The organism is Paractinoplanes hotanensis (genome assembly GCF_023717965.1).
Lineage (GTDB): Bacteria > Actinomycetota > Actinomycetes > Mycobacteriales > Micromonosporaceae > Actinoplanes > Actinoplanes polyasparticus.
Map to the genome: position 1 here is coordinate 48,970 of NZ_JAMQOL010000008.1, position 19,945 is coordinate 68,914.

Annotated in this window: 18 protein-coding genes and 1 pseudogene; 5 read left to right on the plus strand and 14 right to left on the minus strand. The window is 71.1% G+C overall.

The genetic code is table 11. The features are described 5' to 3' along the window. The first annotated feature begins 62 nt into the window (after positions 1 to 62). Together LXN57_RS06310 and LXN57_RS06315 are read left to right on the plus strand one after the other, a co-directional pair. Positions 63 to 1,082 (plus strand): GNAT family N-acetyltransferase, encoded by a 1,020-nt coding sequence (locus LXN57_RS06310; protein ID WP_251797074.1) that lies wholly within the window; start codon positions 63 to 65, stop codon positions 1,080 to 1,082. Positions 1,083 to 1,286: 204 nt separating this feature from the next. Continuing rightward, positions 1,287 to 3,578 (plus strand): annotated as a pseudogene (locus LXN57_RS06315) (DUF8508 domain-containing protein); the annotation flags it as partial. Position 3,579: 1 nt separating this feature from the next. Here the strand turns inward: LXN57_RS06315 and hemB are convergent. The 8 genes from hemB to LXN57_RS06355 form a co-directional block, all read right to left on the minus strand. Continuing rightward, on the minus strand, positions 3,580 to 4,566 hold the full coding sequence (gene hemB, locus LXN57_RS06320) for a porphobilinogen synthase (RefSeq protein WP_251797075.1): 987 nt from the start codon (positions 4,564 to 4,566) through the stop codon (positions 3,580 to 3,582). Positions 4,567 to 4,591: 25 nt separating this feature from the next. Continuing rightward, on the minus strand, positions 4,592 to 6,178 hold the full coding sequence (locus LXN57_RS06325; protein ID WP_251797076.1) for a bifunctional uroporphyrinogen-III C-methyltransferase/uroporphyrinogen-III synthase: 1,587 nt from the start codon (positions 6,176 to 6,178) through the stop codon (positions 4,592 to 4,594). Next, positions 6,175 to 7,104: a hydroxymethylbilane synthase gene (gene hemC, locus LXN57_RS06330; RefSeq protein ID WP_251797077.1), complete on the minus strand. Its 930-nt coding sequence runs from the start codon at positions 7,102 to 7,104 to the stop codon at positions 6,175 to 6,177. Before hemC ends, LXN57_RS06325 begins: the two co-directional genes overlap by 4 nt. After that, entirely contained in the window at positions 7,101 to 8,390 is a 1,290-nt protein-coding gene (locus tag LXN57_RS06335; RefSeq protein ID WP_251797078.1) for a glutamyl-tRNA reductase, read from the minus strand. Before LXN57_RS06335 ends, hemC begins: the two co-directional genes overlap by 4 nt. After that, positions 8,387 to 9,145 carry a redox-sensing transcriptional repressor Rex gene (locus tag LXN57_RS06340; protein WP_251797079.1) on the minus strand — a complete coding sequence of 253 codons (759 nt, stop codon included), beginning with the start codon at positions 9,143 to 9,145 and terminating at the stop codon, positions 8,387 to 8,389. The genes LXN57_RS06335 and LXN57_RS06340 overlap by 4 nt, the downstream gene beginning before the upstream one ends. 214 nt (positions 9,146 to 9,359) lie before the next feature. Next, positions 9,360 to 10,001, minus strand: coding sequence for an HAD family hydrolase (locus LXN57_RS06345; RefSeq protein ID WP_251797080.1), 642 nt, complete (start codon positions 9,999 to 10,001; stop codon positions 9,360 to 9,362). Between the two features lie 11 nt (positions 10,002 to 10,012). Next, positions 10,013 to 10,261 carry a glutaredoxin family protein gene (locus LXN57_RS06350; RefSeq protein WP_251797081.1) on the minus strand — a complete coding sequence of 83 codons (249 nt, stop codon included), beginning with the start codon at positions 10,259 to 10,261 and terminating at the stop codon, positions 10,013 to 10,015. Continuing rightward, positions 10,258 to 11,772, minus strand: a complete 1,515-nt coding sequence (locus LXN57_RS06355) for an AMP-binding protein (protein WP_438872837.1) — start codon at positions 11,770 to 11,772, stop codon at positions 10,258 to 10,260. The genes LXN57_RS06350 and LXN57_RS06355 overlap by 4 nt, the downstream gene beginning before the upstream one ends. A 435-nt stretch (positions 11,773 to 12,207) precedes the next feature. Here LXN57_RS06355 and LXN57_RS06360 point away from each other — a divergent pair, with 435 nt between their 5' ends. Together LXN57_RS06360 and LXN57_RS06365 are read left to right on the plus strand one after the other, a co-directional pair. Beyond that, entirely contained in the window at positions 12,208 to 13,074 is an 867-nt protein-coding gene (locus tag LXN57_RS06360) for an ECF subfamily RNA polymerase sigma factor, BldN family (RefSeq protein ID WP_251797316.1), read from the plus strand. Positions 13,075 to 13,243: 169 nt separating this feature from the next. Beyond that, a complete protein-coding gene (locus tag LXN57_RS06365; RefSeq protein ID WP_251797083.1) occupies positions 13,244 to 14,452 on the plus strand; it encodes a DUF5667 domain-containing protein in 1,209 nt (402 codons plus the stop codon). Positions 14,453 to 14,580: 128 nt separating this feature from the next. Here the strand turns inward: LXN57_RS06365 and LXN57_RS06370 are convergent, their stop codons facing one another. From LXN57_RS06370 to LXN57_RS06390, 5 genes are all read right to left on the minus strand, one after another. Then, positions 14,581 to 15,585: a lysophospholipid acyltransferase family protein gene (locus tag LXN57_RS06370; protein WP_251797084.1), complete on the minus strand. Its 1,005-nt coding sequence runs from the start codon at positions 15,583 to 15,585 to the stop codon at positions 14,581 to 14,583. Beyond that, on the minus strand, positions 15,582 to 16,646 hold the full coding sequence (locus LXN57_RS06375; RefSeq protein ID WP_251797085.1) for an NAD-dependent epimerase/dehydratase family protein: 1,065 nt from the start codon (positions 16,644 to 16,646) through the stop codon (positions 15,582 to 15,584). Before LXN57_RS06375 ends, LXN57_RS06370 begins: the two co-directional genes overlap by 4 nt. Positions 16,647 to 16,736: 90 nt before the next feature. Beyond that, positions 16,737 to 16,838 carry a 30S ribosomal protein bS22 gene (locus LXN57_RS06380; RefSeq protein WP_020520584.1) on the minus strand — a complete coding sequence of 34 codons (102 nt, stop codon included), beginning with the start codon at positions 16,836 to 16,838 and terminating at the stop codon, positions 16,737 to 16,739. 185 nt (positions 16,839 to 17,023) lie between these two features. Beyond that, on the minus strand, positions 17,024 to 17,236 hold the full coding sequence (locus LXN57_RS06385; RefSeq protein ID WP_203784881.1) for a helix-turn-helix domain-containing protein: 213 nt from the start codon (positions 17,234 to 17,236) through the stop codon (positions 17,024 to 17,026). Positions 17,237 to 17,437: 201 nt separating this feature from the next. Continuing rightward, positions 17,438 to 18,355: a proline dehydrogenase family protein gene (locus tag LXN57_RS06390; protein WP_251797086.1), complete on the minus strand. Its 918-nt coding sequence runs from the start codon at positions 18,353 to 18,355 to the stop codon at positions 17,438 to 17,440. A gap of 105 nt (positions 18,356 to 18,460) precedes the next feature. Here LXN57_RS06390 and LXN57_RS06395 point away from each other — a divergent pair, with 105 nt between their 5' ends. Further along, the gene (locus tag LXN57_RS06395) at positions 18,461 to 18,997 is read left to right on the plus strand and encodes a CGNR zinc finger domain-containing protein (protein WP_251797087.1); all 537 of its coding nucleotides are present in this window, start codon (positions 18,461 to 18,463) and stop codon (positions 18,995 to 18,997) included. A gap of 118 nt (positions 18,998 to 19,115) precedes the next feature. Here LXN57_RS06395 and LXN57_RS06400 read toward each other — a convergent pair whose 3' ends face one another. After that, positions 19,116 to 19,943 carry a sugar phosphate isomerase/epimerase family protein gene (locus LXN57_RS06400; RefSeq protein WP_251797088.1) on the minus strand — a complete coding sequence of 276 codons (828 nt, stop codon included), beginning with the start codon at positions 19,941 to 19,943 and terminating at the stop codon, positions 19,116 to 19,118. Between the last annotated feature and the right edge of the window lie 2 nt (positions 19,944 to 19,945).

Below are 19,945 nucleotides of genomic sequence, written 5' to 3' on the forward strand. Positions count from 1 at the left end.
GTACCTACACATTTACGGTCGGAGCACTTCCCAGACGGTGCGCTTACCGGCAAGCTGTACGGGTGAGGGTGCGTGAGTGGGATCCCCGGGCCGCTTCGGCGGAGGAGATCCGGTCGCTCGTGGAGACGGTGAACACGGTGCTCGCCACCGATCTCCCCGACGACCCGCCGTGGATCGACGGACAGGTCCGTGACTATCTGGCCGAGACCATGCCCGGCGAGCGGCGGATCAGCTGGGTGGCCGAGGACGACCGGCTGCCCGAGGGCGAGAGTGAGATCTTCGCCCACATCAGCATGCTGCTGCTCGGCGACATCGGCGTGCTCGAGGTGATCGTGCAGCCCCGCCTGCGCCGGCGCGGCCTGGGCCGTCAGCTGGTGGCGGTCGCCGTGCGCCGGGCCTACCTCGAGGGTTTCTCGAGCATCGGGGTCGAGGCCATCGGCGGCACCCCGGCCATCGCGTTCTACGAGTCGCTGGGCTTCGAGAAGGAGTACGTCGAGACGCGCAGCGTGCTTTCGCTGTCCAGCGTGGATTGGCCCGCTTTGACCGTCATGTCCAACAGCATCGGCGCCGGCTACCGGGTCGAGTTCCACCCCGGCGGTCCGCCCGACCACCTGCTCGAGGCGTATGCGCAGGCCAAACTCGAGGCGCCCGAGGACGATGACGACCTCGACCTGGCGCCCCGCTCCTCCGACCCGCAGCGGCTGCGCGACTCGCTCGACACGCTGCACAAGCGCGGCCTGAAGCCGTACATCGTGCTCGCGCTGCACGACGAGAGCCAGGTCGTCGCCGGGCTCACCGAGGTCGTGGTCCCGGCCCACCACCCCGAGCGGGCCGACCAGTACGACACGATCGTCGTGCGCGACCACCGCGGCTACGGCATCGACCGGGCGATCAAGGCGCGCATGCTGTTCGAGCTGCGGTCGGCCGAGCCCGGGCTGCGCGAGGTGCAGACCTGGAACGCGCAGCACAACGAGTCGATGCTCAAGGTCAACGCTGAGCTGGGCTACCAGGCCGACCGCGACTGGTACGAGTACGGCGCCGACGTCGCGCAACTGGTTCAAAGCCTGGAGTCCATCGACTAAGCTCAACCTCTGCGACCGGACGCCGAAACGCCGGTCCACGAGTCGGGGAGTGGTCTCTGTCCGCGGAGAGCGCGGGCCGGGCCGCCTCGTCCTTATGCGCGACTTCGTCGCGGTGGAGGCGCCGTGTTGGGTCACCGATTGTTGCCATTGGTTGCGTTGGTCGGCCTGCTGATCCCGGGCACAGCCCACGCCGCCGAGAAGACCGCCGACGAGCCCCTGACCGTCGGCGCCGTCCAGGGCACCGCGGCCCGCTCCCCGCTGGCGCCGGCTTCGGGCAACGGCTCGAGCGCGGCCAAGGTGCCCGTACGCGGCGTGGTCACTCAGCTCACCCTGTCGCACACCAGCGCCGGCGTCGCGCAGCACGGCTTCTTCCTGCAGAGCCGCAAGACCAACACCGACGGCGATCCGGCCAGCTCCGACGGCGTCTTCGTCTTCCTCGGCGCCTTCACCACGCTGATCGGCGACTACGCCCCCAGGGCCGGCGACGAGATCATCGTCAACGCGCGGGTCGCCGAGTTCTTCAACCTCACCCAGCTCACCAGCGCCGAGTGGGTCACCACGCTGGCCACCGGGCTCGACGTCGCGACCGAGGCGCAGGTCGACGACGCCGTCCCACCCGCACAGAAAGCGGCCGCCGACCTGTTCTGGGAACAGCACGAGGGCATGCAACTGCGGGTGCGGGCCGGCGCCGGCGCCGTGTCGAACACCAAGACGTTCGCCTCCACCCAGGACGCCGAGGTGTGGCTCGTCGATCGCGACGACCCCCTGCTCAAGCGGGCCGACCCGTACGCGCGCAGGGTCTTTCGGGACGCTCATCCGCTGGACGACACCAAGGGCGACGGCAACGGCAACCGCATCATGATCGGGCCGATGGGGGTCAAGGTCACCGGGGGGACGCTGCCGCCGGCCCGCACCTTCGACACGACCACCGGCGACGCGGTCGGCGGCCTCTACTACGCCTTCAACAAGTACGGCATCCAGGTCGCGGGGGTCGGCTTCCGGGCCGGCGCCGACCCGGCCGCCAACCACCCGCCGCAGCCCGCCGACCGGCAGCGCGAACTGGCCGTCTCGACGTTCAACGTCGAGAACCTGTACGACTTCCGCGACGACCCGAACGACGGCTGCGACTTCTCCGGCAACGCCGGCTGCCCGGGCGTCAACCCGCCGTTCGACTACGTGCCCGGCAGCCAGGCCGCCTACGACACGCGGCTGACCCGGCTGGCCCGCCAGGTGACCGCCGACCTGCACAGCCCCGACCTGATCCTGGTGCAGGAGGCCGAGGACCAGGACGTCTGCCGCATCACCGGCAGGGCGCTGAGCTGCGGCCCGGCCGACAACGCCGACGGCAAGCCGGACACGCTGCAGGAGCTGGCGCTGACGATCACCCGCAACGGCGGACCGGCCTACGACGCGGCGTCCGACCGCAGCGGCGCCGACGCCCGCGGCATCGTGTCAGGGTTCCTCTACCGCACCGACCGGCTTTCCCTCGGCACGGCCACCGCGGCCGACCCGGTGCTCGGCTCGGCGCCGCAGGTCGTCTATCGCGGCGCTCCCCTGCCGGCCAACGCCGAGGTGTCCAACCCGAAGACGTTGAACGCGGTGCTGCCGGCCGACGTCGACCGCACGACCGGGGTGGACGGCAGCAACGTCTACACCCGAGCTCCGCAGGTCGGCCTGTTCGAGGTGCGCGCGGCGCCGGGCTCGGCCGACCGCTACCAGCTCTGGGCGATCAGCAACCACTTCTCGTCAGGCCCGGAGACCCGGGTCGGACAGCGGCGCGAGCAGGCGGCGTACGGGGCGGCGATCACCGACGCCATCGAGGTGGCCCACCCGAACGCGCGAGTGGTGCTGGGCGGCGACTTGAACGTCTTCCCCCGGCCCGACGACCCGACACCGGCCGCGCCCGGCGACCAGCTGGGCCCGCTCTACGCCACCGGCCTGCACAACCTCTGGGACGATCTGGTCGCCGACGCGCCTTCGTCCGCCTACTCGTACGTCTTCGACGGGCAGGCCCAGACGCTCGACCAGCTCTTCGTCAACGACGGCCTGCACGGCGACCTGATCGACATGCGCGCGGCCCACGTCAACGCCGACCATCCGGAAAGCGCCACACGCGGGCTGAGCGACCACGACCCGCAGGTGGCGCGGTTCGAGGCACGGGCCGGGCTGTCGGTGGGTGACGCCAGCGTGATCGAGGGCCACACCGGCCGTACGCCCATGATTTTCCCCGTGACGCTGAGCCGGCCGCTGACCCGGGATCTGACGGTCTGCGCGGCGACGGTCCCGGGCACGACGACCCTGCCGTACGCCGACTTCGACCCCTACCTGGGCTGCCGCACGATCCCGGCCGGCGCGACCGGGGTCGACTTCCCGATCCAGGTGCGCGGCGACCGCCTGCGCGAGCGCGACGAGCAACTCACGCTCGAGGCGGCTGCGCTTTATCCCGTACGCATTCTGGACGGCACCGGCACGGGCACCATCCGCAACGACGACTGAGTCAGTAGCGGTTGCGCAGCAGCTGGGCGACCTCGGTGGCCCAGTAGGTCAGCGTGATCTGGGCGCCGGCCCGCTTGATCGAGGTGAGCGACTCGAGCATGACCCGCTCACGGTCGATCCAGCCGTTGCGGGCGGCCGCCTCGACCATCGCGTACTCGCCGCTGACCTGGTAGGCCGCCACCGGCACGGTGACCCGTTCGCGGATGGCCGCGATCACGTCCAGATAGGGCAGCGCCGGCTTGACCATGACGATGTCGGCGCCCTCGGCCACGTCCAGGTCGACCTCGCGCAGCGCCTCGCGCAGGTTGGGCGGGTCCTGCTGGTATTGCCGGCGGTCGCCCTGCAGCGTCGACTCGACGGCCTCGCGGAACGGGCCGTAGAACGCGCCCGCGTACTTCGCCGAGTAGGCCAGCACCGAAACGTCCTGGTAGCCCGCCTTGTCCAGAGCGCGCCGGACAACGCCGATCTGGCCGTCCATCATCCCCGACGGCCCGACCATGTGGACGCCCGCCTCGGCCTGGGCGACGGCCATCTCGGCGTAGATCTCCAGGGTGGCGTCGTTGTCGACCGAGCCGTCGGCGGCGAGCACCCCACAGTGTCCGTGCGACGTGAATTCGTCCAGGCACAGGTCGCCCATGACGACCGTGGAGTCGCCGACCTCGGAGATCAGGTCCCGGATGCCGACGTTCAGGATCCCGTCCGGGTCGAGCCCGGCCGAGCCCGACGCGTCCTTGTGCTCGCTGGTCGGCACGCCGAACAGCATCAGCCCGCCGACCCCGGCCGTGACCGCCTCGTGGGCGGCCTTACGCAGCGACTCGCGCGAGTGCTGCAGCACGCCGGGAAGCGAACTGATCTCGCGCGGTTCGGTCAGCCCCTCCTTCAGGAAGAGGGGCAGGATCAGCTCGGCCGGCGCCAGCCTGGTCTCTTCGACCAGGCGGCGCATGGCCGGGCTGCGGCGGAGGCGGCGCGGACGGACATCCGGAAACATGGACGCTCCTTGGCGGAAGCTCGATCTAGCGGAAACGCAGCGCGGTGGGTCCCTGGACCTTGGAGCCCCGGCGCTGCTTGGCCGGCATGGCGGCCAGCTTCTCGCGCAGTTCCACCGCGTACGAAGCCAGCGCCTCGACCAGATCCGGCACGGAGGCGTGCTGGGGCTGGACGTCGACGCGCAGGCCGAACTCGGTGGCCGTCTCGGCGGTCTTCGGGCCGATCACCGCGACGACCGTGCGGGCGTGCGGCTTGCCGGCGATGCCGACCAGGTTGCGTACGGTGCTGGACGAGGTGAAGAGCACCGCGTCGAAGCCACCCGACTTGATCGCGTCGCGGATCTCGGCCGGCGGCGGCGCCGCGCGGACGGTCCGGTAGGCGGTGACGTCGTCGACCTCCCAGCCGCGCTCGATGAGCCCGGCCGCAAGCGTCTCGGTGGCGATGTCGGCCCGGGGCAGCAGCACCCGGCCGACCGGGTCGAGGATCTCGTCGTGCGGCGAGAACTCGGCCAGCAGGCCCTCGCTCGACTGCTCGCCCTTGGGGAGCAGCTCGGGCTGGATGCCGAAGGCGCGTACGGCCTCGGCCGTGGCCTCGCCGATACAGGCGATCTTCACACCGCCGAAGTGGCGGGCGTCGAGACCGTGCTCGTCGAACTTCTCCCAGACCGCGCGGACGGCGTTGACCGAGGTGAAGACGACCCAGGCGTACCGGCCGTCGACCAGCCCCTTGACCGCCCGCTCCATCTGGGCCGGGGTGCGCGGGGGCTCGACCGCGATGGTCGGCACCTCGCACGGGATCGCGCCGTAGGCCCGCAGCCGAGCGCTCATCGCGCCCGCCTGCTCCTTGGTGCGCGGCACCAGCACCTTCCAGCCGTACAGGGGCCGGTTCTCCCACCAGCTCATGGTGTCGCGCTCGGAGACCTCGGAGCCGACCGTCAGCACGACGCGGCCGGTGAAACCGAGCGCGGCGGCGACAAAGCTGTCGACCGTGGACGTCGTCGTGTACTGCGTCTCGCCGGTGCCGTCGCCGGTCACCGCGACCGCGGTGCCGGGCTCGACGCCCGAGGCGAGCAGACCGTCGCGGACGGCGGCCAGGTCACCGGCGTCGACGGCGGCCGCGAACGAGCCCTTGAGGGCGGCGGCGGCGAGCGCGTCGAAGTCGAGGGCGGCCACGTCGCCGACGTCGGCCGTCACCCGGACGCCGGGCAGCGGCACACCGGCGTAGGTGGCGACACCCTCGGCCTGGCCGAGGCCGGGCACGACCTCGAAGTGCACCGCGGTGCGGGCGATCGCCTGCACCTCCTTGACCACGGACTCGTGGCCGAAGGGGTCACCGGCCACGAGGTGCACGGCCGAGAGACCGGACTTGGCCGCGGAGAGCAGCACCTTGGCGACGTCGCCGGGCGCGCCCTCGGCCGGGCTGAACTGAGCGTCCTGCTTGGCCTCGGACCGGATGGCGGCCAGGAGGGAATCGGGCACACCGCGGTCGTAGACCACCTGGTCGGCGTCGGTGAGCGCGGCGTGCGCGCGGCGGGTCAGCAGCTCGGGGTCGCCGGGGCCGGCGCCGACGAACGCGATGCGTCCTGCTGGCTTACGGGCGGTGCGGGTGGTCATTCTGTGCTCCCGATCAGGGTGTCGGCGCCGGCGTCGAGGAGATCGGCGGCGAGCGCCTTGCCGATCTCCGCCGCGTCGGCGGGCGTTCCGGTACGCGACAGCCGGATGGCTCGAACCCCATCCGGGCTGATCACCGCACCGCGCAGGTAAATCTCGTCACCGTCCTCGCCTTCGGCGAGCTCGGCGTGTGCCGCAACCGGGGCGGAGCACCCGGCCTCGAGCGTGGCAAGCATCGCCCGTTCCGCCAGGACGGCGGCCCGGGACGGTGCGTGGTCGAGCGCGGCCAGCAATTCGACCAGGTCGGAGTCGTCGGCCCGGCACTCCACGGCCAGCGCACCCTGAGCCGGGGCGGGCAGCATGAGCATCGGGTCGAGCGTTTCAGCGATGTCGGCGGCCCTGCCGATTCGCACCACACCGGCCCGGGCGAGAACAACTGCGTCCAGATCGGCCTCGGGTCCGTGAACCCGGGCGATCCGGCTGTCGATGTTCCCGCGGATCGGCGTGACCTGCAACTCTAGGCCCAAAGCATGCAGTTGCGCGATTCGGCGCACCGCCCCGGTTCCGATCACGGAGCCGGGCGGGAGCTCGGCCAGGGTCTGGCCGCCCTTGGCGATCAGCGCGTCACGCGGGTCCTCACGCGGCGGGACGGCCGCGATGTGCAGCCCCGGGTGCGTGGCTGTGGGCAGGTCTTTGTAGGAGTGCACGGCGAAGTCGATCTCACGGGCGAGCAGCGCGTCACGCAGCGCCGAGACGAACACACCCACGCCGAGCTGGGCTACCGGGGCCGAGGAGCGGTCGCCTGGGGTGACGATGCGCACCAGCTCGACCGGACGGCCGGTGGCCGCGGTCAGCGCGTCGGCCGTCAGCTGCGACTGGGCCAGCGCCAACGTGCTGCCGCGCGTGCCAAGGCGCAAGGGGCTGGTCACGCCGGTCCTCCGATCTCAGGAACCGCATCGGCCGGGGTGGCATGCGGCACGTCCAGGTCGAACAGCTCGCGCAGCAGGGTGGCGTACTGATCGCCACCGGGCTCGGCGGCGAGCTGGCGCACCCGTACGGTCGGTGAGTGCAGCAGTTGCTGAACGACGCGATGCAGCGTACGGGAAACGTCGGCCCGTTGCTCCTCGCTGAATTCCGACCGGCGCGAGTAGAGCTTGCGCAGCTCGGCGGCGACCACGTCCTCGGCCCGGGTGCGCAGCGCGGCCACGGTCGGCGCGATGTCGGCGCCCCGCAGCCAGGCCAGGAAGTGGTCGACCTCGCTGGTGACGATCTGCTCGACGGCGGCGGTCTCGGCCGCGGCCGGCAGCGAGCGGCGCGTGGCCGCCAGGCTGTCGATGTCGATCACCGTCACGCCCGGGATGCCGGTCGCGTCGGGGGCCACGTCGCGCGGGACGGCCAGGTCGAGCACGACCAGCGGCGCCGCCGCCTCGAGGCGCTCACGGGTGAGCACCGGCTCGGTCGACGCGGTGGCCGAGACGACGAGGTCGGCCTCGCGCAGGGCAGCGTCCAGATCGTCGTACGGCACCGCGACCGCGCCGTACGCCTCGGCGAGCCGATCGGCACGGGCGGCGCTGCGGTTGGTGATCCGGAGCGGACCGACGCCGGCCCGGGTCAGGGTGGCCACCGAGAGCGCACCCATCGCACCCGCGCCGATCACCAGCGGGCGCTTGCCGTCCAGGTCGCCCAGCGTGGCCTCCGCGACGTCGAGGGCCGCGGTCACCACGCTCTGCCCGGCCCGGTCGATGCCGGTCTCGGCGTGCGCCCGCTTGCCGACCCGCAGCGCCTGCTGCATCAGCTCGTGGAGCAGGCGGCCGGCGGTGTCGGCCTCGCTCGCCGCGTGATAGGCGTCGCGCAGCTGGCCCAGGATCTGGGACTCACCCACGACCATCGAGTCGAGGCCGCTGGAGACCTTGAACGAGTGCAGCACCGCCGCCTCGTCGTAGTGCACGTAAAGGTGACCGGCCAGCTCGGTGGCGGGGATGCCGGAGAACTCGGCGAGCACGTTGCAGATGTCGCCGAGGCCGCCGTGGAACGTGTTGACCGCCGCGTAGATCTCCATCCGGTTGCAGGTGGAGAGGACGACGGCCTCGCCGACGAACGGCTGGGCGACGAGCTTGTCCAGCAGTCCGGGCAGCGCGTGATCGGCGATCACCAGCCGTTCGAGCGTGGCGACATCGGCGGTGCGGTAGGACGCACCGACGCTGAGGAGATTCACGACCCGACCGCCTCCTGGTTGCCCGCCGCCGTGGCGGACCGGCCGCCCGGCAACGCGGTCAGCGATGCCTTGCGGTGTTCATGGAAAGAGAGAATCTGCAGCTCGATGGCCAGGTCGACCTTGCGCACGTCGACGTTGGCCGGCACCGAGAGCACACACGGAGCGAAGTTCAGGATGCTGGTGACGCCCGCGTCGACCAGCACGTCGGCGACCGCCTGGGCGGCGCCGGCCGGGGTGGCGATCACCCCGATCGCGATGTTCTCTTCCACCGCGGCGCGGCCCAGCTCTTCGATGTGACGCACGGTCAGGCCCTGGATCTCTTCGCCGACCTTGGACGCGTCGGCGTCGAAGAGCGCGACGATCTTGAAGCCGCGGCTGGCGAAGCCGTCGTAGCCGGCCAGCGCGTGACCGAGGTTACCGAGACCGACCAGGCAGACCGCCCGGCGCTGGTCGAGGCCGAGCACGTACTCGATCTGCTCGATCAGCAGGGTGACGTCGTAACCGACGCCCCGCGTGCCGTACGACCCCAGGTGCGAGAGATCCTTGCGAAGCTTGGCCGAGTTGACCCCGGCCGCGGCGGACAGACCCTCGCTGGAGACGGTGTCCGCACCGGCCCCGCCCAGGTTGTGCAGGGCGCGAAGATATTCGGGCAGTCGTGCGATCGTCGCCTCCGGCAGATCCGGGAAGGCTGTGACGGCACCGGTGCGCTCGCCGGGGGCATTGCCGGGCGTGCTTCCGTGACGCTGCTGGCTCATCTGACTCCGTGCCGACGAGGTGGCGAACCTGCGAGCCCTCGGGCGCCTGGTTGAACCGGCTGTGCTACCGGGGCTCTCCGGAATCAAAGAGTAGGCGCTTGTGAAGGTGTGCACAAATCGCGATCTTGGTGGTGCGGGTGGACAAAGATCATCCGGCGTGTTAACGACCGCAAGATTCGATTATGCCCGGCTCGGTCCGGCGCCGACCACCCCGCTACAGCGTACGGGCGATCGTGACCGCTTCGACCAGAGTGTCCGCGACCGGACGACCCGAGGCACGCAGCCGCGAGGGGTCGGTGAACCCGCCCGTGTAGAGGACGACCTTTCCCCCCGCCGCGTCGGCCGCGGCCGCGTCGTCGAGAGAGTCCCCGATCAGCACGACCTGCTCGCCGCCGAGTTCCAGCCCGGCCAGGTGCTCGGCCAGGTGGCCCGCCTTGAGGTGCCCGCCCAGCTCGGCCCGCAGCCCGTCGACCCGGGCGAAGATCCCGGCCAGGCCGTACGTCTCGACGGCCGGCACCAGCTCGCTGTGGAACCACATGGAGAGCAGGGACTGCGTGCCCGGCCACTCCTTCAGCGCGGCCGAGGCGTCCGCCGCCAGCGCCATGTTCGTCAGGCCGAGCCGGTACGCGTCATGAAAGATCCGGTCGAGCCGGCCGAACTCCTCGTCGTCGACCGCCCGCTCGAGCACCTCGGCGTAGAACTCGGCCACCGGGCGACGGAACCGGCGGCGATGCTCGTCGGCGTCGACCGCCCGCCCGCCGACCGCCGCGAAGGCCTCGTTGGTCGACGAGACCACCAGACTGAGGTCGTCGAGAAGGGTGCCGTTCCAGTCCCAAACCAGGTGAGTACGTGCCACGGCGAAAGAACCTACAGCCGGGGCTCCCCCGGCTGTCGAGCCAAATCGCGCAACAGGCGGGACTCTTCCACCCGCCAGTAGCCGTGCTCGGCCCCGTCGAGCAGCACCACCGGCACCCGGTCGCCGTAGTCACGCTCGAGCTCGATCGACGTCGCGATGTCGACCCGCACCCACTGGCCAGGAATGATCCGGTCGAGGACGGCCTCGGCTTCCGCACACAGGTGACAGCCGTCCCGGCTGATCAAAGTCACTCGGCTCATGCCAACAACTCTCTCTTGCGGACCTTGCCGGTGGCCGAGTGGGGAAGCTCACGCACCAGCTCGACCGTGGGCAGCTTGAACCGGGCCAGCTGGGCGGCGCAGTAGACCTGCAGCTCGGCCTGGGTCGGCGGCGGGTCGATGGCGGCCACCACGAACGCGTGCGGCCGCTGCCCGGACTCGTCGTCGGGCACCCCGAGCACGGCCGACTCCGCCACGCCGGGGTGCGAGGCCAGCACCCGCTCGATCTCGGCCGGATACACGTTGAAGCCGTGCACCAGAATCAGGTCGTCGACCCGGTCGACCAGATGCAGGTCGCCGTCGGCGTCCGCGTAGGCGACGTCCCCGGTGGCCCACCAGCCGTCGGGTCCGGGGCCGCCGCGCCCGTCGGGCCAGTAGCCGGAGAAGAGGTTGGCCCCGCGCACCACGATCTCCCCCGGGTCGGTGCCGGCCACGTCCTCGACCGAGAGGTCGAGCTCGGCCAGGTCCTCCTCGGGCGACGCGGTGCCGTCCTCCCAGAGCACCTGACCGGCCGGGCTGCGCAGCCGCAGCGAGACCCCGGGCAGCGGTCGCCCGATCGAGCCGGGCTTGCCACGGTCGCTGACCGCGGTGGTGGTCAGCACGGGCGCCGTCTCGGTCAGCCCATAGCCGACCACGATGGTCTTGCCGGTCGCGACGCCGAAGCGGGCCATCTCGTCGGGCGCCAGCGGGGCCGCGCCGCACACGGCCGACCGCACGCTGCGTAGTGCCACCTCGACGCCGGGCTGCCGGGACCACGCCGAGTACATGCCTGGAACGCCCACCACCACGGTCACTCCGCGCTCGGCGATCACCGCCAGCGAGGCCGCCGGGTCGAAGTGGTCGATCAGCACGCCGGTCGCCGCGTGGTGCACGACGGAGCCGAGACCGGTGTTGAGCCCGTACGCGTGAAAGAGCGGCACCGCGAGCAGCACCACGTCGTCGGCGCCGACCACCGGCGGGTCGATCGCGTCGAGCTGGTCGTGGTTGGCGTCCAGGGCGGCGTGGGTGAGCATCGCGCCCTTCGGCCGCCCGCTGGTTCCCGAGGTGTAGAGCAACACGGCCAGGTCGCGCGCCTTCACCTGGGGCAAGCCACCGGCCGGCTCGGCCGAATCAAGATCAAATTGCGGGCGTACGCGACCCGGCCCGTCCTCCTCGGCCACGACCAGCTCCGCGGCGGAGTCGGTGATCGCGAACTCGAGCTCGCCCTCCGAGTAGGCGGGATTGAGCGGCACGGCGACGCGCCCGGACCGCAACACACCGAAGTAGGTCACCACGAACTCGATCGAGGTGCCGAGCACGATCGCGACGCGGCCGCCCGGTGACACCAGCCCGGCGATCCGATGCGCCGCCGCGGTCACCCGCCGATCGACATCGGACCAGGTCAGAGTGGTTTCGCCGGTGATGAGCGCGGGGCCGGTGGGCCGGTGGGCCGCGGCCGCGGCGACCGCATCGCGGGCTGCTTCGTCCACGAGGCACGAGTCTGGCACAAACATCCACGGAAGTGGACGGCGGACAACTTGTCCGTCGTCCGGGTGCCCGTGCCGGTCATCGTGTCAGACGTTCCTTGTGTCTTGTCTGCGCCACTTCGTACTATTTTCGCGCAGCGCACACGGTGTGCGACTCCGTGTGTTCGGAGTCCGTGATACTTCGCGTCTGAGTAACGGACTCCAAAACCCTGGGTGAGGTCGGTCGGCAGTATCGCGGGCCACTTCACCCCTTTTGCTATGAGTTTCCACCCCTCATCCCGAGGAGGCCGCTGTGCCACAAAAAGCACGGAAACACTGCCAATCCCTGTCTGGCGGGACGGATCAGCAGTCGGAGCAGAGCCGCCGGGTTGAGGAGGCGCAGTGAGTCATGTTTACGCCGGGGATCCGTACCACCGACCCCTCGCCGACGGGCTGACAGGCCTGCGCCGCTCGGTCGACGACATGATCGTCAACACCATCCGCGGCGACGGACCCAAGCGGACCCGCAACCGCCCCCACATCAACGAGTCGCCGGGCCAGCGGCTGCCACCCACCGGCAACGCCAAGCCGATGACCGGCGGCGGCCGGGTGGCCGTGCCCGGCCGTCCGCCGATGCCTGCGCAGCCCACCGCCGGCCAGCGCAGCAACCTGCCCGAAGCCCCGGCCGTGGGCGAGCAGACCGTGGTCGTTCCGTCGCAGAGCACCACCGGTCCCCAGCGCGACTCCGAGCCGCCCAAGTATCCGGCCCGCCCCGACCCCGGCGACGCCGCAGCCGAGGTGTGGGCGCTGGTGGAACGGGCCCAGGCCGGCGAGGCCGAGGCGTTCGGCCTGATCTACGACCGGTACGTCGACACCGTCTTCCGGTTCGTCTACTTCCGCGTCGGCAACCGCCAGCTGGCCGAGGACCTCACCTCGGACACCTTCCTGCGCGCGCTCAAGCGCATCGGCAGCTTCACCTGGCAGGGCCGCGACCTCGGCGCCTGGCTCGTGACCATCGCCCGTAACCTGGTCGCCGACCACTTCAAGTCCGGCCGCTACCGCCTCGAGGTCACCACCGGCGACGTGCTCGACGCCGACCGCGAGGCCCGCGGCCCCGAGGGCAGCCCGGAATCCTCGGTGGTCGACCACATCACCAACGTCGCCCTGCTCACCGCGGTCAAGCAGCTCAACCCGGAACAGCAGGAGTGCATCGTGCTGCGCTTCCTCCAGGGCTTCTCGGTGGCCGAGACCGCGCAGACCATGGGCAAGAACGAAGGAGCGATCAAAGCACTGCAGTACCGGGCAGTGCGAGCGCTGGCACGCCTCCTCCCGGATGGATTCCAAGCGTGACGGGGCTCTCGCCTAATACCCGATGCGCGGCGTTGGTCCCCGTAACCGGGGACGCGTGTCGCGCGTTTGTCCGAGTGCGACCCCGGGCGGCCCAGCCGGTCACCGGCATCGTCGCGACCGCCGGCGATGCAGCCGGCGAGACATTCACGAGCGAGGGGAGGTGCCCGCGGTGAACTTCGACTTCTTCGACCGGCGGAGCGCCGAGCGCTTCGCGGAGCTTCTCGACGAGAGCACCGGCGGCCGGCGGCACCACAGCCGCGGTCCGGCCGATGAGCAGCTCGCCGAGCTGGTCGCCATCGGTAGCAGCCTGTCCGCGGCACGTCCGGGGGCCCGGGTCGAACCCGAGTTCCGCACCGGGCTACGGGCCATGCTGGTCGCCACGGCCGAGCGGGACGGCATCGGCCACACCGCGCGGGCCGCCGACACCGAACCCGAGCCGGCCGCTGTGGCCCGCACCGGGCGGCTGCGGCACGGACTTCTCGGCCACGGTGGCCGCATCCGGGCCAGGGGCGCCATCGTCATCGGGGTAGCCGCCGGCGCGCTGGCGGTCTCCGGTATCTCCGCGGCTAGCGAGAACGCATCACCGGGCGACGCCCTCTACGGGGTCAAGCGCTCGACCGAACGCGCCCAGCTGGCGATGGCCGGCTCGGACGTCACGCGGGGCCAGCTGTCGCTGGACTTCGCCCGCACCAGACTGGCCGAGGCCGTCGCCATGCCGGGCAACGACGCCGGCTTCGGCGGCGTGCTCGACGACATGGACGCCGACACCCGCAAGGGCGTCAAGCTGCTCACCACGTCGGCGGTGGCCCGCAAGGACAGCAAGCCGCTGTCCACCATCGACACGTTCGCCGAGCAGCAGCGCCGGACGCTGACGCCGTCGCTGTCCCGGCTGTCCGCCACCAACCAGGAGCGGGCGCTGACGTCGATCGGGCTGCTCGACTCGGTGAACAAGCGCGCGGAGAGCCTGCGGACCGGTCTGGGCTGCGACAACGCGGTCTCGGCGGGCGCCGACAAGCTCGGGCCCAAGCTGAAGGGCTGCGCGGCCGGTGACGAGACGGACGCTCAGGCTCCGCCGTCGCGCTCGTCCGGGCAGAACGACAAGCAGAAGCCGCGCACGGCCGGACAGGACGACGTGAAGGCGCCGCGCGCGAGCGACCCGGCCGTCGCACCGACGACCTCGACCGGCGCTCGGCGGCCGGCCCAGCAGCGGACGCCGTCGCAGACGCCGGATCTGCCGCTCGGCGGCACTCCGCTGCAAGCGAGCCCGTCGGCCGACGACACCTTCCAGCAGCAACAGCAACAACAGCAGGAACTGCCGGCCGACGAAGAGGACGACGGGCTGGGTGGCCTGCTCGGCGGCATCTTCGGGAACGACTGACAGCTCGGCCGACGGGCAGACATGGGCCGACAGGCAGACATGGCGAGGGGCGGTGCCGGGATTTCCCCGGGGCCGCCCCTCACTTGTCACTATAGGCCCACAAGCCGCTACTCAAAAGCACCAAGCCGTCACAGACCGAACGGGTCGGGCCTCTTCTCGAGCAGTTCCAGCAGCGCGGCCTGGATCGTCTCGCGCACCTGGTCGGCGAGGTTGTAGACGACCATCGGGTCGTCGGCCAGGTCGGTCAGGTGCTCGGTCGGGATCGGCGGGCAGAACTGGATCAGCCACTTGCTCGGCAGCGGCACCAGACCCAGCGGTCCCAGCCACGGGAAGGTCGGCGTGATCGGGAAGTAGGGCATGCCGAGCAGCCGGGCCAGCGGCTTGAGGTCGGCCAGGATCGGATAGATCTCTTCGGCGCCGACGATCGCCACCGGGACGATCGGTGTGCCCGTGCGCAACGCGGCCGAGACAAAGCCGCCCCGGCCGAAGCGCTGCAGCTTGTAGCGGTCGGCGAAGCGCTTACCGATGCCCTTGAAGCCCTCGGGGAACACGCCGACCAGCTCGCCCGTGCTCATCAGGCGCTCGGCGTCGGGGTTGCAGGCCACGGTCGCCCCCGACTTGCGGGCCAGCTCGCTCACCACCGGCATGCGGAACACCAGGTCGGCCCCGAGCAGGCGCAGGTGGCGCTCCTGCGGGTGCTGATCGCGGATGGCGACCCCGAGCATCAGGGCGTCGAGCGCGACGGTGCCCGAGTGGTTGGCTACCACCAGGGCGCCGCCGTCCTTGGGCACGTTCTCGATGCCGTACACCTCGGTGCGGAACCAGTCGTGATAGAGCACCCGCAGCAGGGGCTGGAAGACGGCGTCGTTGAGCTCGCGGTCGAAGCCGAAGTCATCGACCTCGTAGTTGCCGGCAAAACGGCGGCGCAGGAAGGCCAGCCCGGCAGCCACCCGCTGATCCCAGACATCGATCGGGTCGGGCGGCGCCTCGGGGCCGGGATGGTTGCCGTTCCCGTTCATGGACGGCACCTCCGGGATCGGACGTCGGCCGTTGACCCGCACCGGCTCGGCCGGCCGGGGCAGTGTGAAGTCGGCCTGCCCCGGCAGCATGCTCCGGAATTCATCCTGACTCAATGCCGGTCACCCCCGGACGCGGCCCCGGCACGCACCCGGCGGATGCCGTCGAGGATCGCCTTCTCGGCCGCGGCGAGCCGGTCGGCGGTGATCGACGAGCCGTTGGCGTGACCCTTGATGAAGTCGTCGAACGCCTCGGCCGTGGTGCGCGGCGTGAAGCCGAACTCGGCGACCAGGCGGGTCGTGTCGACCACGCGGCCGTGCACGAACAGGTCGATCTGGTCGAAGCCGATCTGGCCGATGCCCACGTTACGGGCCAAGCCGGCCAGGGTGGAGAGGGTGCCCTCGGGCAGCGGCACCGAGATGCGCCCGGCCCGGCGGATGGCCTGGGAGAGCGCGAGGATGCCGGTTCCGGCCACGTTGAAGGTGCCCGGGTGCTCCTCGACGATCGAGCGGTGCAGGATCTCGAGCGCGTCGTCGACGTGGACGAACTGGAGCCGGGCGTCGCGGCCGAGCACAGTCGGCACGACCGGCTGGGCGAAGTAGCGCGTGAGGGTCGTGTCGGCCGTCGAGCTGATGAACGGCGCGAACCGCAGCACGGTGGCCGCCACCTCGGGCCGGCGGCGGCGGAAGCCGCGGACATAACCCTCGATGTCGAGGATGTCGCGCGCGAACGAGCCCCGGGGCACCGCCCGCGGTTCCGTGTCCTCGGTGAAGACGCCGGGATCGCGGAAGGACGCACCGTAGGCGGCCGTGGAGGAACGCACCACCAGCTTGCGCAGCCGGGGTGCGGCCTGGGCGGCCGCGAGCAGCTGCATCGTCCCGATGACGTTCTGCTCTTTCATCGCCGCCCGGCCGTGTTGCGGGTCGGGCGCGCTGGTCACCGCGAGGTGCACGATGGCCTCGGCGCCCAGGCCGGCCAGGGCGCCGGAGGCCGCACGAGCGTCGGCCCGGATCAGCTCGACGTCGGCCAGCAGCTCACGCAGAGCTGTGGGCGGTTCGTGCGGATCCAGGCCGACCACGCGGTCGACCCGGGAATCGGCGGCGAGACGAGCGGCCACCCGGGCGCCGAGGTATCGGCTGACTCCGGTGACCACGACGACGCGGGGCGGAGAGGTCACGTCGGGCGCACCTTCCGATGCTTGCGGGTGCGGTGCGTACGGCTGGAACCTGCCCAGCCGGGGCGGGCCTCAACCCGACCCGGCTGCAGGCTACTTACCGAGTTTGCGACGCTGGACGCGGGTCTTGCGCAGCAGCTTGCGGTGCTTCTTCTTCGCCATACGCTTGCGGCGCTTCTTGACCACGGAGCCCATACGAAAAGCCTCTCGAAACCTGGTGGCTCGGAGCGGGCACGCCGGGTGCGACGGCCCGATTCCGATCTGAATCGACAGCCCCCGGCGCTACCACAACCGGGAACCAACCGCACCAGCGTACCGGCCCGCCCGGGACCGAGCCAAAACGGCCCCGGCCCCGACTGCGCCGTCCGGGAGAACCGGGCCTATGCCGTCTGCGAGAAGGCGCCGCGCAGGTACTCGTGGACGGCGTGCTCGGGCACACGGAAAGACCGCCCGACCCGTACGGCCGTGAGGTCACCCCCGTGCACCAGCCGGTAGACCGTCATCTTGGAAACCCTCATCAGCGCGGCCACTTCGGCCACGGTCAGGAACCGCACCTCCGAGAGCCGTTCCTCGGTCTGGGCTGGACCTGTCATGTCGTCGCACCGATCCTTTCTCCGGGCACAAGCCGCGGCGACCGGGAAGGTCTAGCGACGCGGCGGAGAACTGCGTGTCACCAGAACGGTATCGATACGTCTGTGACCAACGCGATGCGTTCCGTGAAAATGGCCGGAAAAAGTCAAGGCCGACACGCCGATTCTGGTGGGTTATAGCCCGAATTGTTACGGATGAGGCGGCTACCGACCGACCAGGCCACGTCCGACGGCGGCCACGTTGCCCGGCCGCTCGGCCAGCCGGCGCACGAGATAGCCGTACCACTGCTCGCCGTACGGCACGTAGACGCGCACGACGTTGCCGCCGGCGGCCAGGCGGGCCTGCTCCTCGGTGCGTACGCCGTGCAGCATCTGGAACTCGTACTCGTCGGACGCGCGGTCGAACCAGCGCGCCCGATCCTCCGCGATGGCGATCAACCGGGGGTCGTGGGTGGCGACCATCGGATAGCCCTCGCCCGACATCAAAATGTTGAGGCAGCGCACGAACGACTTGTCGATGTCGAGCGACGACTGGAAGGCCACCGACTCCGGTTCCGCGTACGCGCCCTTGCAGAGCCGCACCCGGGAGCCGGCCGTAGCCAGCTCGCGGCAGTCGCCCTCGGTGCGCCGCAAGTGGGCCTGCAGCACCGCGCCCGTGCCGGGGTGGTCCTTGCGCAGCTCGGTGAGGATCTCGAGGGTCGAGTCGGTGAGGGTGTGGTCCTCGGCGTCGAGCGTCACCGTGGTGCCGGCCTCGGTGGCGGCCGCACAGACAGCCAGGGCGTGCTCGTAGGCCAGCTTCTCGTCGAGCCGCTGGCCCAGGGCCGAGAGCTTCACGCTGACCTCGGCCGCGGGCACCAGCCCGGCGCCCTTGAGCCGGCCGAGCAGGGCGCGGTATTCGTCGCGGACCGCCACCGCCTGCTCCGCGCTGCGGGTCTCGGCCGAGAGGTGCTCGAAAGTGACGGCCAGACCGTCGTCGGCCAGGATCCGGCCGGTGCGCAGCGCCGCCTCGACGTCGTCGCCGGCGACGAACCGGCGGGCGGCGTTCTTGCTGAAGGGCGCGGAGGCGGCGAGCCGCCCCAGACGGTCCGAACCGGCGGCGGCCAGGAGCAGGTGACGGAGCATGACCCGAGCGTATCGTCCGGAACACCCGGTATCGCGGGAGTGTCACCGGCGTAGTCAGCCACAACGCTTATGTCCGCGGCGCTTCCCGGCGGTTACCTTTGTCGGGTGAACTTCGATGCGTACGCCCGTACCGCGGTCGACCTCGTCAACGCGCAGTTGGGCGACCTCGCCGGGTTGCAGGCCCTGTTCGCCGACGAGCAGGCCTGGATGCGCGACGAGGTCGTCGACAAGGACGTCGCCGTGTTCCGCCGCGCCCAGCGCCGCCTGCGCGACGTGTTCGAATACGGCACGTCCGGCCGCGACGCCGACGCCGTCAAGGAACTCAACGCCCTGCTCGAGGTGTTCCCGGTGCAGCCGCGCATCTCCGGGCACGACGCCGCCGACTGGCACATGCACGTGACCAGCCGCGGCTCGTCGGTCAGCTCGGAATACCTGGCCGGCGCGGCCTGGGGCCTCTCGGTGTGGCTGTGCGAATACGGCAGCGCCCGCTTCGGCATCTGCGCCGACGAGCGCTGCGGCAACGTCTACCTCGACACGTCCTCGAACAACTGCCGACGCTTCTGTTCCGAGCGCTGCGCGACCCGTTCACACGTAGCCGCGCACCGCGCTCGCAAGCGCGCCCAGAGCCTTACGCCCGCGTAACAGCGGGGGGGGTGCCGATTCGGCCGGTGATTGCCGCTGGTGAGATGGCAGTCGGTTTTTCGACGCCCGCGGGGTTTTGGGGTTTGCGGGTGGCGGAAATCGCCTGCCATCTCACCAGCTAAAGGGCAATCGCCCGCGGAGCGGAGCGATCGCCGGCAGGCTCAGCCAGGTGTTTGCGGGCGAACTCGAGGGACTCGCGCAGGTCGGCCTCGCGGACGGCGCGGCTGGCCGCCTTGCGCGTCGAGACCTCGAGCGCCACCGATCCCTTGAAACCGCGCGCCGAGAGCGACCGCAGCAGCTCGGCGCAGGGCTGGTTGCCGCGGCCGGGCACCAGGTGCTCGTCGCGGCCCTCGCCGGTGCCGTCGCCCAGGTGCACGTGCTTGAGGCCGGCGCCCATCTTGTCGGCCATGCCGAGCGCGTTGATGCGCGAGGCCGCGCAGTGCGACAGGTCGAGCGTGTAGGCGTCGAAGCCGGTCTCGGTCGGATCCCACCCCGGGGTGTAGGGCACGAACCAGCGGCCGGCCATCTTCACCGGGAACATGTTCTCGATCGCGAACGCCAGGTCGGGGTGGCGGGCCTGCACCTTGGCCAGGCCGGCCGCGAAGTTCTTGGCGTAGTCACGCTGCCAGCTGAACGGCGGGTGCACCACGACCGTGGGGGCGCCGAGCGTCTCGGCCAGCTGGGCGGCGCGGTTCAGCCGCTCCCACGGGTCGGGGCTCCAGACCCGCTGGGTCACGAGCAGGCACGGGGCGTGCACCGAGAGCACCGGCATGTCGTAATGGTCGGACAGACCCTGCAGCGCACCGGCATCCTGGCTGACGCGGTCGGTCCACACCATGACTTCGAGGCCGTCGTAGCCGGTCGTGGCGGCCAATTCGAACGCGGCGGCCGTCGGCTCGGGGAACACCGACGAGCTGGACAGAAGCACGGGGACGCGGGAAATCACGA